At 45.3% G+C, this 16082-nt stretch carries 14 protein-coding genes; 10 read left to right on the top strand and 4 right to left on the bottom strand.

Annotation, left to right across the window (positions count from 1 at the left end):
- Window positions 1–34: 34 nt before the first annotated feature.
- Window positions 35–517, top strand: coding sequence for an SPOR domain-containing protein (locus tag T426_RS24875; RefSeq protein WP_025862990.1), 483 nt, complete (start codon window positions 35–37; stop codon window positions 515–517).
- Window positions 518–535: 18 nt separating this feature from the next.
- Entirely contained in the window at window positions 536–2437 is a 1902-nt protein-coding gene (locus T426_RS0102700; RefSeq protein WP_027585243.1) for an amidophosphoribosyltransferase, read from the top strand.
- Window positions 2438–2512: 75 nt separating this feature from the next.
- On the opposite strand, the gene T426_RS0102705 is transcribed toward T426_RS0102700, so the two are convergent.
- The 4 genes from T426_RS0102705 to glsA all read right to left on the bottom strand — a co-directional run bounded on the left by T426_RS0102705 (window position 2513) and on the right by glsA (window position 6592).
- A complete protein-coding gene (locus T426_RS0102705; protein ID WP_025862991.1) occupies window positions 2513–4108 on the bottom strand; it encodes a M56 family metallopeptidase in 1596 nt (531 codons plus the stop codon).
- The gene (locus tag T426_RS0102710; protein WP_051538473.1) at window positions 4108–4500 is read right to left on the bottom strand and encodes a BlaI/MecI/CopY family transcriptional regulator; all 393 of its coding nucleotides are present in this window, start codon (window positions 4498–4500) and stop codon (window positions 4108–4110) included. Before T426_RS0102710 ends, T426_RS0102705 begins: the two co-directional genes overlap by 1 nt.
- A gap of 211 nt (window positions 4501–4711) precedes the next feature.
- A complete protein-coding gene (glsB, locus tag T426_RS0102715; RefSeq protein ID WP_025862993.1) occupies window positions 4712–5683 on the bottom strand; it encodes a glycine N(alpha)-acyltransferase GlsB in 972 nt (323 codons plus the stop codon).
- A 66-nt stretch (window positions 5684–5749) separates the two neighbouring features.
- Complete coding sequence (gene glsA / locus T426_RS0102720) at window positions 5750–6592, bottom strand: 1-acyl-sn-glycerol-3-phosphate acyltransferase (RefSeq protein WP_025862994.1); 843 nt, start codon at window positions 6590–6592, stop codon at window positions 5750–5752.
- Between the two features lie 297 nt (window positions 6593–6889).
- Here glsA and T426_RS0102725 point away from each other — a divergent pair, with 297 nt between their 5' ends.
- From T426_RS0102725 to T426_RS22525, 8 genes are read left to right on the top strand one after another with little or no spacing between them, the layout of a single operon-like run.
- Window positions 6890–7351, top strand: coding sequence for a division/cell wall cluster transcriptional repressor MraZ (locus tag T426_RS0102725; protein ID WP_025862995.1), 462 nt, complete (start codon window positions 6890–6892; stop codon window positions 7349–7351).
- A 19-nt stretch (window positions 7352–7370) separates the two neighbouring features.
- Window positions 7371–8270, top strand: coding sequence for a 16S rRNA (cytosine(1402)-N(4))-methyltransferase RsmH (gene rsmH, locus T426_RS0102730; RefSeq protein ID WP_025862996.1), 900 nt, complete (start codon window positions 7371–7373; stop codon window positions 8268–8270).
- Between the two features lie 2 nt (window positions 8271–8272).
- On the top strand, window positions 8273–8620 hold the full coding sequence (locus T426_RS0102735) for an FtsL-like putative cell division protein (protein ID WP_025862997.1): 348 nt from the start codon (window positions 8273–8275) through the stop codon (window positions 8618–8620).
- 6 nt (window positions 8621–8626) lie between these two features.
- Entirely contained in the window at window positions 8627–10762 is a 2136-nt protein-coding gene (locus T426_RS0102740; protein WP_025862998.1) for a penicillin-binding protein, read from the top strand.
- Window positions 10763–12229: a UDP-N-acetylmuramoyl-L-alanyl-D-glutamate--2,6-diaminopimelate ligase gene (locus T426_RS0102745; protein ID WP_025862999.1), complete on the top strand. Its 1467-nt coding sequence runs from the start codon at window positions 10763–10765 to the stop codon at window positions 12227–12229.
- A gap of 6 nt (window positions 12230–12235) precedes the next feature.
- Complete coding sequence (gene mraY, locus T426_RS0102750; protein WP_027585244.1) at window positions 12236–13486, top strand: phospho-N-acetylmuramoyl-pentapeptide-transferase; 1251 nt, start codon at window positions 12236–12238, stop codon at window positions 13484–13486.
- A gap of 2 nt (window positions 13487–13488) precedes the next feature.
- Complete coding sequence (murD, locus tag T426_RS0102755) at window positions 13489–14829, top strand: UDP-N-acetylmuramoyl-L-alanine--D-glutamate ligase (protein WP_027585245.1); 1341 nt, start codon at window positions 13489–13491, stop codon at window positions 14827–14829.
- A gap of 12 nt (window positions 14830–14841) precedes the next feature.
- The gene (locus T426_RS22525) at window positions 14842–16068 is read left to right on the top strand and encodes an FtsW/RodA/SpoVE family cell cycle protein (RefSeq protein WP_025863000.1); all 1227 of its coding nucleotides are present in this window, start codon (window positions 14842–14844) and stop codon (window positions 16066–16068) included.
- Window positions 16069–16082 lie beyond the last annotated feature (14 nt).

A 16082-nucleotide genomic window follows, 5' to 3' on the forward strand; every position in this document is an offset into this window, starting at 1 on the left:
CCGTTATATTTGCATCCTTAAAGAAAAACAGTTCATGAAGAGTATACTTTCAACTTTCGTTGTCCTTTTGCTCTTTTGGGGTAATGTGTTGGCACAGAAGCCGGCGCCGGTCAGCGAATATGGTCAGCTTCCGGCTGGCGATACCACCGGAGTCTGGACAGAACTCAATATTCACCAGAATCCGAAAACAGAAGAACTGCTTGAGCGTCAAATCCGGCTCAATAAGAATCGTCAAACCACGCCAGGGTACAGGGTGCAGATTTATTTTGGTTCGGGAAGTTCGGCCAGGATAAAAGCCATGAAGGTGAAGACCGATTTTCTCTCCTCGTACCCGGAAGTAAAAGCCTATATCATATACCAGTCACCTGATTTTAAAGTGCGGGTTGGTGACTTTCGCACACGGAGCGAAGCTCTTCGGTTACAAAAAAAGATGACACGGGATTATCCCAATGCGTTTATTGTGCCCGACGAAATTCAGTTTCCGGATCTTTACAGCAATTCAAGTTCAGAAAATTAAAATGCAGATTAAGCTGAGATGAGCGAGCTAATAAAACATGAGTGTGGGATAGCGATGATAAGGCTTCGCAAACCGCTGGAATACTACAAAGTAAAATACGGGACCTGGCAATACGGTTTGAATAAGCTTTACCTGTTGATGGAAAAGCAACACAACCGGGGACAAGACGGGGCAGGCGTTGTAGGTGTGAAGATTGACATGGCAGCGGGGCAGGATTACATTCATCGCCACCGTTCAGTGGATGCCAATCCGATTAAAGATGTGTTTGATAATATATTTGGCGAGTTTAATCACGCCAAAAACAATTTTCCAAACACGTATCACGATCCAGCCTGGGCAAAAAACAACCTTCCGTTTGTGAGCGAGCTCTATCTGGGGCACTTGCGCTACGGTACTTTCGGTCGAAACAGTGTTGAATATACCCATCCGGTGATGCGGCAGAACAACTGGCGTTCGCGGAACCTGGTACTGGCCGGAAATTTCAACCTCACCAATGTGGATGAGCTGTTCGACTTGTTGGTTGATTTGGGACAGCATCCGAAAGCTTATACCGATACGGTAACCATTCTTGAAAAAGTGGGGCATTTCCTTGATGAGGAGAATGAAATGCTTTTCCGCAGATATAAAAACGAAGGTTACTCCAATAAGGAGATTTCGCCGCTTATTGAACGAAACCTGGATTTGAGACAAACACTGGAGCGCTCCAGCCGCGATTGGGATGGAGGTTATGCCATTGGTGGAATTATCGGTCACGGAGATTCTTTTGTGTTGCGTGATCCATGGGGAATTCGGCCGGCTTACTATTATGCCGACGATGAAATTGTGGTGGTTGCTTCCGAACGTCCGGTTATTCAAACCGTGATGAACGTTTCCTGGAAGAGTGTTCAGGAAGTGAAACCAGGAGGAGCCTTGATTGTGAGGAAGGATGGAACCTTGTCGGAAGAGATGGTTCGTGTTCCGCAAGAACGGAAATCATGTTCTTTCGAAAGGATTTATTTCTCCCGTGGTTCGGATCGCGATATTTACCTCGAACGTAAAAAGTTGGGACATCTCCTCGCGCCGACCATCATGAAGGCTGTGGACAACGATCTGGAGAATACTGTTTTCTCCTATATCCCCAATACAGCAGAGACTGCTTTTTCCGGGATGATGGAAGGTATCCGCGACCTGCTGCTGGAGTGGAAGAAAGACAAAATTCATGCGTTGGGCGAGAATATGACGGAAGAGGAGATTTCAAAAATCATTTCCGTTGAGCCCCGTATTGAAAAGGTTGCCATTAAGGACGTGAAGATGCGAACGTTCATTACCGACGATTCCAGTCGTGATGATTTGGTTGGCCACGTGTATGATGTTACCTATGGCGTCGTGAAAAATGACAAAGATACGCTGGTGGTCATCGACGATTCCATTGTTCGGGGTACTACGCTGAAGCAAAGTATTCTGCGTATTCTCGATCGGCTTCATCCGAAGCGCATTATTATCATCTCATCGGCACCGCAGATTCGTTATCCCGATTGTTACGGAATCGACATGGCCGAGCTTGGCAAGTTCATTGCTTTTGAAGCGGCGATTACGCTGTTGCGGGAAACGGGTAAAAGCCATGTGATTGATGAAACTTATAAGAAATGTAAAGAGCAGCAGCATTTGCCGAAGGAGGAGATTGTGAACTACGTGAAGGAAATTTACCGTCCGTTTACCGACCAGGAAGTTTCCGATAAAATTGCTCAGTTGCTGAAGCCGGTAGATTGCAACGCCGAGGTGGATATCGTTTACCAGACAGTAGACAATCTCCATAAAGCTTGTCCGAACGATTTGGGCGACTGGTATTTTACCGGCGATTATCCAACGCCTGGTGGAAACAAGGTGGTGAATACTTCATTCATTAATTATATCGAAGGAATTAAAGGGCGGGCATATTAATCAGGGCCTTTTCAAAATATAAAAGAAGGATGTCATTTGGCATCCTTCTTTTTTGGCTAATACAACTATGTTTGATTAAAACTCAATGGGAATGGTATAACTTACAGAAACAGGTTTTCCCCGTTGTTTTCCCGGGCTCCATTTCTCCATACCCTTTATAATTTCAGCGGCTTTTTCATCGGTATACCCGGAGCCACTGCCTCTTGCGATTTTTGTCTCAGCAACAGAACCGTCAGTTTGAATGACAAAGCTAACGTAGGTTTTTCCTTTTAGCTTTTTCCCTTCCGATTCCGCTTTTTTAAGCATTTCTTCCTTTTGTTTTTCGATGTACTCTTTTAATGCTTCATCGCCACCTGGATACTTTGGCATATCCTCTACGATGAAGAATACCGTGCCATCTTTCTTCGCATTGTTACCAGCTTGCTTTGAAACAGCTGGAGGTGGTGGAGGCGGTGATGGCATTTCTGTTTTGGAAGGTTTGTTTACAGGATCAATTGCGATAACAGTTTTTTCCATCCGAAATTTTGGGTTATTTTTTTTCGCGGAAACCTGTTTGACAATTGTTTTGTAACCTACAAAAGAAATAACCAACTCACATCCATTTTCCGGAATCTCGAGTGAAAACTCTCCCTTCATATCTGCTACAGTACCTTGGGTTGTATTACGGATTACCACCGATGCACCAGGCATTGGTTCGCCATTTTCATCAACCACTGTACCATGAATCCTTTTTGTGGGTACAATAGAAGTAGTTTCTTCCGTCGTTGGCGTAATGCTATCCTGTGTCGGAGCTGCCTTCTGAAATTCAGGTTCGGCGAATGCCACCAGCATAAAAGCCAGGACGGGAATCCCCCAAGCCATGTGGAACAGCTTCTTTTTCGATGTTTTTTGTCTTTTCATCATGTTTAAACGGGTTGGGCCAAGGGCAAAATTCAGATTGTTGGTGATTCCAATGACCTGCATGCCCATTAGCTGATTAACTAATAAAGCCTGGTACCTGACGGGTGAGTGGCCCCGGGATATCACACCTTGATCGGCCAGGTACTCGTGATTTTGTTTGATTGCCAATTCAATAAACCAAATGAATGGATTGAACCAGAAAATGACTGTCAACAGTTCTATAATCAGCAGGTCGATCCAATGGCGCTCACGAATGTGCACTTGTTCGTGAGAAAGTATTTCATTGATTTCGTCCTGTTTAAGGTATTTCGGATTGATGAGTATATGGTTGAAGAATGAAAATGGCAGTGCGTAGTTGTCATTTTCATGAATGTAATAACCATCCTGTATTTTGGGCTCTGACGAATAGATAATCTGGAGTGGCTTCCACGTTTGGATAAGCAACCGTAATGCGAATAGTACTGCTCCGGTTAGGTAGACGAACAGCAAAATCATTTGCCACATTGTTTCGTAGTTATCTGATTTGGAGCCGTCTGGTATTCCTGTACGGTTTAAAACTCCGGTTAACGTAGGTAGATGCGTTGCTGACTGCAGTGTTACAGTATAGTGAAATGGAAATGCAGTAACAATCAATGCTATCAAAACTGAGGCTAACAGATAAAACCGGTTCGCCTTAAAATGAGTTGATTGACGGAGCAGCAGCCAGTACAATAGAAAAAACAGGCTGAAGCCAACAGAGGCATGTAACAGAAAGTCAAACCAGTTTTCCATTATGAATCAGTTTTAGGTTGCTCTTTTTTTAATTCTTCTTCGGCCTGTTTCATAATTGATTCCAGGTCTTCGATATTCAATTGATTTTCGCGGGCAAAGAAGGTGGCCATTTTGGGAAATGATCCACTGAAGTAGTTTTTCAGCAGCGATGTAAATTGAAGCTTTGTGTATTCTGCTTTACTGATGGCGGGTATAAAAAGGTTGGTGTTTCCGATTTTCCGCTTTTCAACAAAGCCTTTTTTCTCCAAAACTGTTAGAACAGTAGCAACTGTTGTATAAGCTGGCTTGGGCTCATCAAATTGTTCAACAACATCTTTTACCACAGTTTCTTTCAGTTGCCATACAATTTGCATAACCTGTTCTTCAGCGTTTGTCAGTTGTTTTATTTCCATTTGAATACACTTTTACTTAAATATCTACTACAAACATAGTAGATGTATTTTTTATTTCCTACTATTTCTATAGAAAACCTACTATAAAAGTAGTAAAAGTAAGAGTAATGGTTTTTTAATTCCCTTTTTATCAGTGTGTACAGGTAGAAAAAGAAAAGCCTTCTGAAATCTTCAGAAGGCTTTAGTTATCTATGAATAGATTCAATTTCTTTTACTGGAATCTTACTTTCGGATCTTCTCCTTTTTCAACCAGTTCTTCCAAATAAGTGGAAACGTGGCGGTCGATTTTTGCATCGTACATTTCGTCGATGTTAATCATGATTCCGGTCTCTTCTACATCACCAAAATGGTCGTTTACAATGGTGCCAAAGGTTCGCATCGATGGCGAAATATTCATGTAGGCATTGATGAGCGGTGGAATATTTTCACCGTAGTTTCGTACTTCCTGCGACAGAATTTTGTATGCCTCCTGGTACTCTTTGCCTTCAAAAAGTGCATTGAGTTTTTCGATGTTACGGTGCGTTGGCATGGGATTCTTGGGGCGGACCAATTCATCCGGGTCGCTGAAATAGGTTTCGAAGAAATGAAGTATCAGGTTCCGGGCCTCGGTATTGAAATGCGTGTACATCGTCACTTTCCCGAAGAAGTACTTGATTTCGGGGTGATCAACAGTTAACGCCCCCAGTCCATCCCATAGATTGTCAAGAGCGAACAGTCCTTTGGCTCCCGCTTTGCTCGACTGATATTCGGGTTGTACAAACGAACGCCCTAACTCGATGACATGAGGAAGGTACTCATCGATGAATTTTTCGGAGAAACGGAAAAGACGCGCTGTCGCCAGTTGTACTTCGCCGTTTTCGTCACGCGGCAGGCCGGAACAATGAATATACCGGTACCCTCCCAAAATTTCTTTTCTGATGGGGTCCCATACAATCAATTGCTTGTAGGGATTATTTTCACAGGTATCGTAATCGTCAATGTCAATTTCTTTACCGGTACCGCCCCCCGCTTTCCTGAAAGTCAGCTCTCTCAATCTACCTATCTCCTTCATCGTATTCGGAGCTTCGTGATAGGTAAAAATGTAAATCTCGTTCCCGGCTTTGTTCGTCTTGCGTTGGAATTTATCCTCGGTAAGTTCCGATTCAATTAGCTCCCGTGGAACGGGAGGAATGATTTCCTTCATGTTTCGAACATTTGATTTAAGTTGTCAAAAATAAGAAATAAAAGACAGGTTATGTGTAAAGTACACTTATTTTTGAGCAATCGGTGCCATATCGTAAACCTTCGCTTTAACCCATGCTGCCCACGTATTCTGCGACTTTTCTTTAGTGAAAGTCTGCCACGGAATCGGTTCACCGAATGTGATACTTATCTCTTTTCCCCTTTGTTTGAATGTTTCGTCAGGCAAAAGAAACATTTCAATATTGAATTTCAAACCGATGAACTTGCGGAAATTAGCCAACCAGTAGAAAAATCCTGAATTTCTTCCGGAAATATGAACCGGAATGACATTCCGCTGGTATTGTATCGATTTTTGTATGAAGTGTTTGTGCCAATTTAAATCCACGATCTTTCCTTTTATTCTTCTGGAAGCCAATCCGGATGGGAAAATGAGGATTTGATCGTCAGATTCATAGGCTTCCTGTATGAGCTTCGCTGCCTTTCGCTGACTGCCGTGTTTGTTGATAGGAACAAAGACCGGGGCCAGTGGTGGTATCTTTGTCAATTCGTCTCTTACCAGGAATTTCGAGGGCCCCATTTGGTGTGTTACCTGACTGAGAAGAAGTACGCCATCGAATCCGCCCAACGGATGGTTGGAAGCAAAAATGTATTGACCTTTATCCGGGAGTTTCTCAATGCCATGAAAACTGAACTTAATCTCAAAATCGCGAATTACGGCATCGGCGAAAGCTACTCCGGTCAGATGTCCATAGTTCCGGATAATTTGATTTGCTTCCGCAATGTGCAGTTTGTAGTTCAGGTAACGGTATAAGAATCCCGGAATTCGTGACGCCAGTTTGGCACTTTTCTCCGCGATAAGCTCTTTTAGTACAATCGGTTTTAACTTTTGAACCGGTTCTCTTTGCTCCATAGAAATTGTGATTCAACTGTGGCGAAATTTACTAAAAAATTGATCGTGTGAAGAATGGTGAATAATTTAAAGCCGCGGGTAGCCGGATTTACAACACGAAGTGTATCTTTGAATTCCAAAGACAGGGAAATTTCCTCCGCATTAAAGATTTCAACAAATTCCTACTGGTTGTTAACATGGTTATGAACATTGATGTCAACAATTTGTTGACAAAATTGCTAAGTGTCTCAATGTGTCATACTTTGTCAGATAGTGTAAAAAAGATACCTTTACATGAAAATGTAGGTAATCTGGGCTATGATCTCTTTCACCAGCATATATCCTGTAAATGTTGACGGTAAAGGCCGTGTCGTGCTTCCGGCTCCTTTTAAAAAGGAGATGGGAGATGCGCTGGAAGTGGTGTATGTGGTGGAGAAAGATATTTACGATAAATGTTTGAATGTTTATCCGCTCTCGGCCTGGCATCGGAAAGTGGATAAGCTTCGCCAGCGGGTTAACATGGATGATCCGCTCCACAGTAAAATGCTTTCCCGCTATTTCGAAGAGGTGGTGAAAGTGAATATGGCTGACAATGGGCGGCTCAATATTCCTAACGAAATGCTGGAATATGCCGGAATCGGCAAGGAGGCCATTTTTGCCGGTCAGGGCGAACGCATGAGGTTGTGGGAGCCTGCAAGGCACGAGGCATCACGGATTTCCGACGAAGATTTTGTGCGGCTTTACAAAGAGCTGCTTGGTGGTCCGGCCGATAGTTTTTGATTCTTCAAATTGCTGAGTGATGAGTGAATATCATGTACCCGTGTTGTTGGATGCAAGTGTGGACGGTTTAGCGCTCAAACCGGGAGGTGTATACGTCGATGTGACATTTGGTGGTGGAGGGCACTCACGCAAAATTCTGGATAAACTGGAAGGTGGCAAATTGCTGGCTTTCGACCAGGATGAGGATGCCCGCCGAAATCTTATCGAGGATGAGCGACTGATATTCGTTCAGCATAATTTTCGGTTTCTGAAAAATTTTCTCCGTTACCATGGGATTGAAAAAGTGGATGGAATATTAGCCGATTTAGGCGTTTCGTCGCACGAATTTGATGAAGCCGATCGTGGATTTTCTTTTCGCTTCGAAGGAAAACTCGATATGCGGATGAATCAGACGGCAGAGAAAAATGCGTCATCAGTTGTGAATGAATACGAAGAGAACGAACTGATTCGGATTTTCAGAACGTACGGAGAGGTGAAAAATGCGCGGAGACTGGCTTCTCTATTGGTTAATGCCCGTGCGCTGGAACCGATTAATACCATTAGTCAATTCCTTAAGGTGATTGAGCCATGCGTTCCAACAAAAATCGAAAAGAAGTATTTGGCGCAGGTTTTTCAGGCGCTTCGGATTGAGGTAAACCGGGAGATGGACGTGTTGAAGGATTTTTTGGAGGCCATTCCTGAGGTGTTGAATCCTGGTGGACGGTTTGTTGCCATCACTTATCATTCGCTGGAAGACCGGATGGTGAAGAACTTTGTGAAGAGCGGCAAGGTTGAGGGAACGATTGAGAAGGACTTGTACGGAAATTACGAAGTACCGATGAAGGCGGTGAACCGGAAGCCAATTGTACCTGACGAAAACGAAATTAACGAGAATCCGAGGGCACGAAGTGCCAAGTTGCGGATTGCAGAACGAATATAAATATGCCCGAAAAGAACAACCGAAAGAGATACCGGATTTCGTTGCGAACCATTTTAAATGGTCGGATTCTGGAGAGTGACTGGCTGCGGAGGAACCGGTTGTTGATTTTTGTCGTGGTGGTCATGTTGCTGGTCAATATTTCCATTCGGTATAAATCGGAAAAAACAATCAGGCACATCACGGCTTTGCAGGATTCGCTCAAAGAGCTGCGCTCGGAATCGGTATCAGTCGCAGCCGAGCTGATGAAGATGAGCCGGCCTTCGGAAGTGATGGATCGAATAGAGAAAAGTAACCTGGGGCTCGAGGTCTCGAAGGAACCTCCCCGAAGATTATATGTAGATAAAGAATAGTGGTTGATGGAAATCCGGAAAACCATACTAACCCGATTTAGCCTGTTTTACGTGGCTGCGATACTTTTTGCCCTCCTTCTGATGGGCAATATTTTTATCATTCAGCAGGATAAGAGCTGGGATCAGAAAGGTCAGCGGCTTAACGTAAAAGAGGTGACGATTCCTGCCCGGCGTGGTGATATCTGCGCCGACGACGGGAGGCCTCTGGCTACGTCGGTTCCGTATTATGAGTTGCGGATGGACTTGGCGGCACCCGGGGTGAAGGCGGTTTTCAATGCGAAAGTTGATTCACTGGCCTGGTGCCTGTCTCACTTTTTCAAGGATAAATCGGAAGCGGTTTACCGGAATGAGTTACGTTCGGCTTATCGCCAGGGAGCACGCTACCATTTGCTTAATCCACGCAAAGTGAATTACCTGGAACTGCAAAAAATTGAGAAGTTTCCCATTTTGCGGCGTGGGCGAAACCGGGGTGGTTTAATTGCTGAACAGGAAAATATGCGGGTTTATCCTTTCGGGAATATGGCCACGCGCACGTTAGGCCGGATGAGTAGCACGGTGTATGGTGGTACACACGGTAGCGTAGGTTATTATGGACTGGAAGAAGCGTATGAAAGCTACCTCAAAGGTGAAGACGGTCTGGCTTTGAAACGGAATATGTCTGGACGATGGTTGTATGTAAGTAAGGAAGACCCGCAGGATGGTTACAACCTGATTACAACTATCGATGTGAATTTTCAGGATATGCTGATGCATGCCCTGAAGAAGGAGATGGTGAAGAGTCGGGCTAAATATGGGACGGCTGTATTGATGGATGTGAAAACCGGAGATATTAAGGCGATTGCTAACTATGGCCGGGACGGAGACGGTGATTTGGTTGAGGGCTACCAGAATTATGCCATAGGAAATTCCGGAAATGCAGAGCCAGGTTCGACCTTTAAACTGGTGTCGTTAATGGCGGCGCTGGAGGATGGGAAAGTGGATACGTCTACGATAGTTGACACCGGTAATGGTGTTTGGAAGTACAAAGATCGCACGGTTTACGACAGCGACTGGCGACATGGCGGACATGGAAAAATTAACATGAAGCAGGTTTTCGAGTATTCTTCCAATGTTGGGGTTGCCAAAATAATTACGAAGGCTTATGCCGGGCACGAAAAAGAGTTTGTCGATCGGATATACAGCTTTGGCTTGAATCGCCCGGTCGATTTAGGCATCAAAGGTGAAGCAAAACCATTCATCAAGTATCCGGGCGGAGGTAATGGCTGGTCGGGCGTAACGCTGGCCTGGATGTCGTTTGGGTACGAGCTGAAATTGACGCCTTTGCAAATGCTGACATTTTATAATGCAGTTGCCAACAATGGACGTATGGTGGAGCCACGGCTGGTTAAAGCGATTGAGCGAAATGGACGGGTTGTCAAGCAGTTTAAAACGAAGGTGATAAATCCGAAAATTTGTTCTTCCGAAACGCTCAGTAAAGTTCATGACATGCTGAGGGGAGTGGTGGAATATGGAACAGCCAAATCGTTAAATACCCCCAATTACGAGATTGCCGGAAAAACCGGTACGGCCCAGGTGGCTAATCAAAGTGAAGGATATTTCCATGCTTCTGGACGAATTTACCAGGCGTCTTTTGTCGGTTATTTCCCGGCCGATAAGCCGCGCTATTCGTGCATCGTGGTTATCAATGGTCCCAAAGGAGCTTATTATGGCGGCTCGGTAGCAGGTCCGGTTTTCCGGGCAATATCAGATAACGTGTATGCGAGTGATTTGCGGATGCACGATGATTTGGACATTTCGGCTTTCGCCGGAAAACAGGATTATCCCGGAGAGGTTTCGGGTAAGCGAAAAGATTTGGAGGAAGTGCTGGACGATGCCGATTTACTGCATGGTTGGTTTCACGGTAGTAGCGAATGGGCTGAAATGGATACCACCAATAACGATGTGGAACTGGAGCCGCTTCAGGTTGTTCCGGGTGAAATGCCTAAGGTAACCGGAATGGGCGCATCGGATGCTGTTTATCTGTTGGAAAACAGGGGGCTGCGTGTTTCAATAACCGGACGGGGGAAGGTGGTCGCTCAATCGATAAAGGCTGGCACCAAATATCGCACCGGTCAATCAGTGGTTTTAAGATTAAGAGAGTAAATGAAGAATTTAAACGAAATATTGTCTGGATTAAGCGGACTGGAAGTGACGGGATCTAAGGATATCTCGGTTACCGGAGTCGCTTTTGATTCACGTAAAGTGGAACCGGGATTTTTGTTTGTTGCCGTTCCCGGAACACAGGTGGATGGCCATCAGTTTATTGATAGTGCCATCGCTGACGGGGCAGTGGCAATTGTTTGTGAAACGATGCCGGAAAAGCCAAGTCCGGATGTGACATGGATTCAATGCGAAAATTCGGCCTTGACACTGGGTGAAGTTGCTTCCCGGTTTTTCGGGGAACCTTCAGCACAAATGAAGGTGGTAGGCGTAACCGGTACAAACGGTAAGACCACCATTGCTACGTTGCTGTATCAGCTGTTCGGAATGCTCGGTTACAAAACAGGTTTGCTGTCGACCATTTGCAATTATGTGGATGATAAAAAACGGCCTTCGACACATACCACACCCGATCCGGTTCAGATTCATGAATTGATGGCGGAGATGGTGGCGGTTGGCTGTAATTATTGTTTTATGGAAGTCAGTTCACATGCCATTCATCAGCAACGTATTGCTGGTATTCAGTTTGATGGCGGAATTTTTACGAACCTGACGCACGATCATCTCGACTATCATAAAACATTCATCGAATACCGTAACGCCAAAAAGTTGTTCTTCGATGGATTGAACAAAGGATCTTTCGCTCTGACGAATGCCGACGATAAAAACGGTATGGTGATGCTTCAAAATACAGCTGCTCAAAAATTGACATACTCCATGCGTTCGCTGGCCGATTTTCGGGTAAAAGTGCTGGAAAGTCATTTCGATGGCATGTTGTTGAGTGTTGATGGAACGGAAGTTTGGTCGCATTTCGTTGGTAATTTCAACGCCATGAATTTACTGGCGGTATATGGTACGGCTGTTTCGCTTGGCGCGGAAAAAGTGGAAGTATTGCAGCAAATGAGTCTGCTGAAGTCGGTTGATGGTCGTTTCGAAATTATTCGATCTCCGCTGGGCGTTTTTGCCATCGTCGATTATGCGCATACGCCCGATGCGCTGAAGAATGTGCTTTCATCGATTAACGAAATTCGTACCCGGAACGAAACGCTTTTCACGGTAGTGGGAGCCGGTGGCGATCGGGATAAGACGAAACGTCCGGAAATGGCCCAGGAAGCCGCGTCAGCCAGCGACCGCGTTGTGCTAACGGCTGACAATCCGCGTTCAGAGGACCCGGAGGAAATTATTGCGGATATGATGAAGGGTGTGGAAGCGCACCAAAGAAATAAAGTGCTGGCCATTTCGAACCGAAAAGAGGCAATTCGCACAGCGGCCATGATGGCCCGGCCGGGCGATATTATCCTGGTGGCCGGAAAAGGACACGAAACATACCAGGAAATTAAAGGTGTAAAACATCATTTCGATGATCGCGAAGTTATTCGGGAAATATTCGGTGTAACCGGACAAAACTAATTTGATATGCTCTATTACCTGTTTAAATATCTTGAATCGCTGAATTTTCCCGGTGCGGGGATGTTCGAATATCTTTCGTTCCGGTCGGCACTGGCAATTATTACAGCCTTGCTATTTTCCACTTTCGTGGGAAAGAAAATCATCCGCATTTTGCAACGCCAGCAAATTGGGGAGGAGATTCGCGACTTAGGACTGGAAGGGCAGCTGCAAAAGAGAGGAACGCCTACCATGGGCGGGATTATTATCCTGTCGTCGTTGCTGGTACCGACACTTTTGTTTGCGAAACTGGATAATGTGTACATCCTTCTGATGATCATTACCACAGTTTGGCTCGGAATCATCGGTTTTGTTGACGATTACATCAAGGTTTTTCTGAAAGACAAAGAAGGACTGGCTGGTAAGTTCAAAATTCTGGGACAGGTGTCTCTGGGATTGATTGTTGCAGCCACGCTTTATTTCAGTAAAGATGTCGTGATTCGCGAAAGGGTAACGAATCCTAACGGGCAGGTAAAGACGGAGATTTTGGTAAATAGCATGACCGGTGAGCAGGAAGTTCGTCAGGTAACCCGCGATGTAAAATCGACTAAAACCACCATCCCGTTTGTGAAAAATCACGAATTCAATTATAAGTGGCTGGTTTGGTTCATGGGGAATAAGGCTTCCGAGTGGGGCTGGATTGTGTATGCGCTGGTCATCATTTTCATTATAACGGCTGTATCGAATGGAGCGAATCTCACCGATGGTCTGGACGGACTGGCGACGGGAACTTCCGCGATTAGCGGAACGACGCTCGGGGTGTTTGCCTACCTCAGTGGTAACCTGATATATGCCGATTACTTGAATATCATGTATATCCCGCAGGTCGGTGAACTGACGGTCTTTATGGCGGCCTTCATTGGTGCGGCGATTGGATTTCTCTGGTACAACTCTTTCCCCGCACAGGTTTTTATGGGCGATACGGGAAGTCTGGCCATGGGAGGCATTTTGGCAGTGTTTGCCATTATCGTTCGGAAGGAAATTCTGATTCCGCTGTTGTGCGGTGTTTTCCTCGTCGAAAACCTGTCGGTGATGATTCAGGTTTCTTATTTCAAGTATACTAAAAAGAAATACGGTGAAGGGCGCCGGGTATTCCTGATGTCGCCGCTTCATCATCATTACCAGAAAAAAGGTATTCCTGAAGCCAAAATCGTTACGCGGTTTTGGATTATTGGGATTTTACTGGCTGTACTGACCGTGGCAACTTTGAAAATGCGTTAATCATGGCCCGGAAAAAACTGGTCATATTGGGCGCAGGCGAGAGCGGAATCGGTTCTGCTATTCTCGGTCAGAAAAAGGGTTTTGATGTATTCGTTTCGGATAGTGGAACGATTAAAAATAAATACAAAAGCGTTCTTTACGAGAATGGAATCCGGTGGGAGGAAAAGCAGCATACCGAGGCTGAAATCCTATCGGCTGATTTGGTGATGAAAAGTCCGGGTATTCCAGAAAAAGTACCGTTGGTGCAGAAGCTTATGGAAAAGGGAGTGCCGGTCATCTCGGAGATCGAATTTGCCGGAAGGTACACGCAGGCAAAAACCATCTGCATTACCGGAAGTAACGGGAAAACAACCACTACGCTGCTCATTTACGATATGATGAAACGAGCGGGACTGAATGTGGGCGTTGCCGGTAACATGGGAAAAAGTTTTGCCTGGCAGGTGGCCGAGGAAGATTTCGATCTGTATGTGATTGAGCTTTCCAGTTTTCAGTTAGACGGGATGTATGAATTCCGCGCCGATGTGGCAATTTTGCTGAACATTACTCCCGATCATCTGGACCGCTACGATTACGAGATGCAGAATTACGTAGATTCGAAGTTCCGCATTTTGCAGAATCAGCGGCCGGAAGATTATTTCATCTATTGTGCCGATGACGAGGTCATTACATCCGAAATTGAAAAGCGGGAGATCGATGCACAAATGATTCCATTCTCCATAAAAAACAAACTGGCCTTTGGGGCCTGGATTGAAAATAACGAACTAAAAGTTAGCATTAATCATAATTCATTCGCAATGTCCATATTCGATTTGGCTTTACAGGGAAAACACAACACGTACAACAGCATGGCGGCAGGCTTGTCGGGAGTCGTTTTCCGGTTACGAAAAGAGAAGATTCGCCAGTGTCTCACCGACTTTCAGGGAGTGGAGCACCGGCTCGAACGCTTCATCAAAGTACATGGTATCGAATTCATCAACGATTCGAAGGCCACCAATATCAATTCTACCTGGTATGCGCTGGAAAGCATGAGTACGCAGGTGGTATGGATTGTTGGCGGTGTTGATAAAGGCAATGACTATTCGATGTTGTACGATTTGGTCAAAACCAAGGTGAAAGCCATTGTTTGCCTCGGGAAAGATAACCGGAAAATAATCGAGGCGTTCGACTGCATTGTGAAGGATATTATTGATACTGATAATATGGAAGAAGCGGTTCGGAATTCATATTTCCTTGCCGGTGAAGGCGACACCGTTTTGTTGTCTCCGGCTTGTGCCAGCTTCGACCTGTTTCAGAATTATGAAGAACGCGGCCAGATGTTTAAGCAGGTCGTACGAAACTTATAACGGGATTGTAAGATGGGATTTGGCATTTATCGGAAATATTTCAAAGGCGATAACATCATCTGGATGGTGCTGGTAGCACTCTCCATTGCTTCTATGCTGATTATTTACAGCTCGACGGGAGCACTGGCTTTTCGTGTAGCAGGCGGAAATACCGCTCACTACCTGATTCGCCAGACGTTGATGCACTTGCTCGGATTTGGAATTATCCTGGTAATGGTCAATATTATTCCCGTTAAGTTTTACAACCGGACAGCGAATTTAGGTATGCTAACTGCGTTCTTTTTCATCATCATGGGATTGGTTTTTGGCCGGGCCAGTGGTGGAACAGGGCGTACTCTGCCGCTTGGGTTTATTTCTTTCCAGCCAGCCGAGTTGGCAAAAGTGGCTTTGGTTATATGGGTGTCCCGAATTCTGGCCAACAATCAAACCAGTAAGGAGAGCCTGAAAAAAGCGTTTGGCAAAACACTGTTGGGGGCAGCCGCCATTTGCGCCCCGATTGCCGTAGCAGATTTTTCAACTGCCGGGTTGCTTTTTACCACGGTGGTCATCATGATGTTTGTCGGACGGGTGCCTTTAAAATACATGATGTTACTTGCTATGGCCGGAGTAGCGTTGGTCGCAATGCTGTATTTCATAGCGCCGCATCTTCCCGATGGCGGTCGTTCCGGTCGTATCAAAACGGTGCGGGCCCGAATCGAACGCTATATACATGGCGATAAACGTTCCGAGAAAGGATTAACGCAGGCCGACTTTGCGAAGATCGCCATTCACCGCGGTGGATTTGGCGGTGTAGGTACCGGAAACAGTACGGTAAGTAACTTCATGAGTGCAGCGTACAACGACTTTGTTTATTCCATTATTGTTGAGGAATATGGAATGTTTGGCGGAGGCGTTATCTTGTTATTCTACATCATGTTGCTAACTCGGGGAGGAATCTTGCTGAAGAAGAGTAACCGGACATTCCCGGCTTTTTTGGCTACCGGAATAACGGTGCTACTGTTTCTGCAGGCCATGATTAATATGGGAGTATCGGTGGGCATTTTACCTGTAACCGGACAACCGTTGCCATGGATAAGCTGGGGAGGAACATCCCAGCTGTTTACGGCGATTGCTTTTGGACTATTGCTGAGCGTGAGCTCTCAAAATAATAAAGAACGGCGGGAGGAAATTGAACATAAATTCCACTCGACGGAAGATCTGCCCGATGAGGATGTACAATTGAGAGAAGAGACCGTGTAATATCCTGTCGGGAA

The sequence above is a fragment of the Prolixibacter bellariivorans ATCC BAA-1284 genome (assembly GCF_000621705.1).
Lineage (GTDB): Bacteria > Bacteroidota > Bacteroidia > Bacteroidales > Prolixibacteraceae > Prolixibacter > Prolixibacter bellariivorans.

What these genes read in the sequence shown, in the direction of transcription:
- T426_RS0102725 (WP_025862995.1), top strand. Translation starts at nt 6,890, where the DNA reads ATGATCTCTTTCACCAGCATATATCCTGTAAATGTTGACGGTAAAGGC.
- T426_RS0102735 (WP_025862997.1), top strand. Translation starts at nt 8,273, where the DNA reads ATGCCCGAAAAGAACAACCGAAAGAGATACCGGATTTCGTTGCGAACC.
- glsA (WP_025862994.1), bottom strand. Translation starts at nt 6,592, where the DNA reads ATGGAGCAAAGAGAACCGGTTCAAAAGTTAAAACCGATTGTACTAAAA.
- T426_RS24875 (WP_025862990.1), top strand. Translation starts at nt 35, where the DNA reads ATGAAGAGTATACTTTCAACTTTCGTTGTCCTTTTGCTCTTTTGGGGT.
- rsmH (WP_025862996.1), top strand. Translation starts at nt 7,371, where the DNA reads ATGAGTGAATATCATGTACCCGTGTTGTTGGATGCAAGTGTGGACGGT.
- T426_RS0102700 (WP_027585243.1), top strand. Translation starts at nt 536, where the DNA reads ATGAGCGAGCTAATAAAACATGAGTGTGGGATAGCGATGATAAGGCTT.
- T426_RS0102710 (WP_051538473.1), bottom strand. Translation starts at nt 4,500, where the DNA reads ATGGAAATAAAACAACTGACAAACGCTGAAGAACAGGTTATGCAAATT.
- murD (WP_027585245.1), top strand. Translation starts at nt 13,489, where the DNA reads ATGGCCCGGAAAAAACTGGTCATATTGGGCGCAGGCGAGAGCGGAATC.
- T426_RS22525 (WP_025863000.1), top strand. Translation starts at nt 14,842, where the DNA reads ATGGGATTTGGCATTTATCGGAAATATTTCAAAGGCGATAACATCATC.
- T426_RS0102740 (WP_025862998.1), top strand. Translation starts at nt 8,627, where the DNA reads ATGGAAATCCGGAAAACCATACTAACCCGATTTAGCCTGTTTTACGTG.
- glsB (WP_025862993.1), bottom strand. Translation starts at nt 5,683, where the DNA reads ATGAAGGAAATCATTCCTCCCGTTCCACGGGAGCTAATTGAATCGGAA.
- T426_RS0102705 (WP_025862991.1), bottom strand. Translation starts at nt 4,108, where the DNA reads ATGGAAAACTGGTTTGACTTTCTGTTACATGCCTCTGTTGGCTTCAGC.
- T426_RS0102745 (WP_025862999.1), top strand. Translation starts at nt 10,763, where the DNA reads ATGAAGAATTTAAACGAAATATTGTCTGGATTAAGCGGACTGGAAGTG.
- mraY (WP_027585244.1), top strand. Translation starts at nt 12,236, where the DNA reads ATGCTCTATTACCTGTTTAAATATCTTGAATCGCTGAATTTTCCCGGT.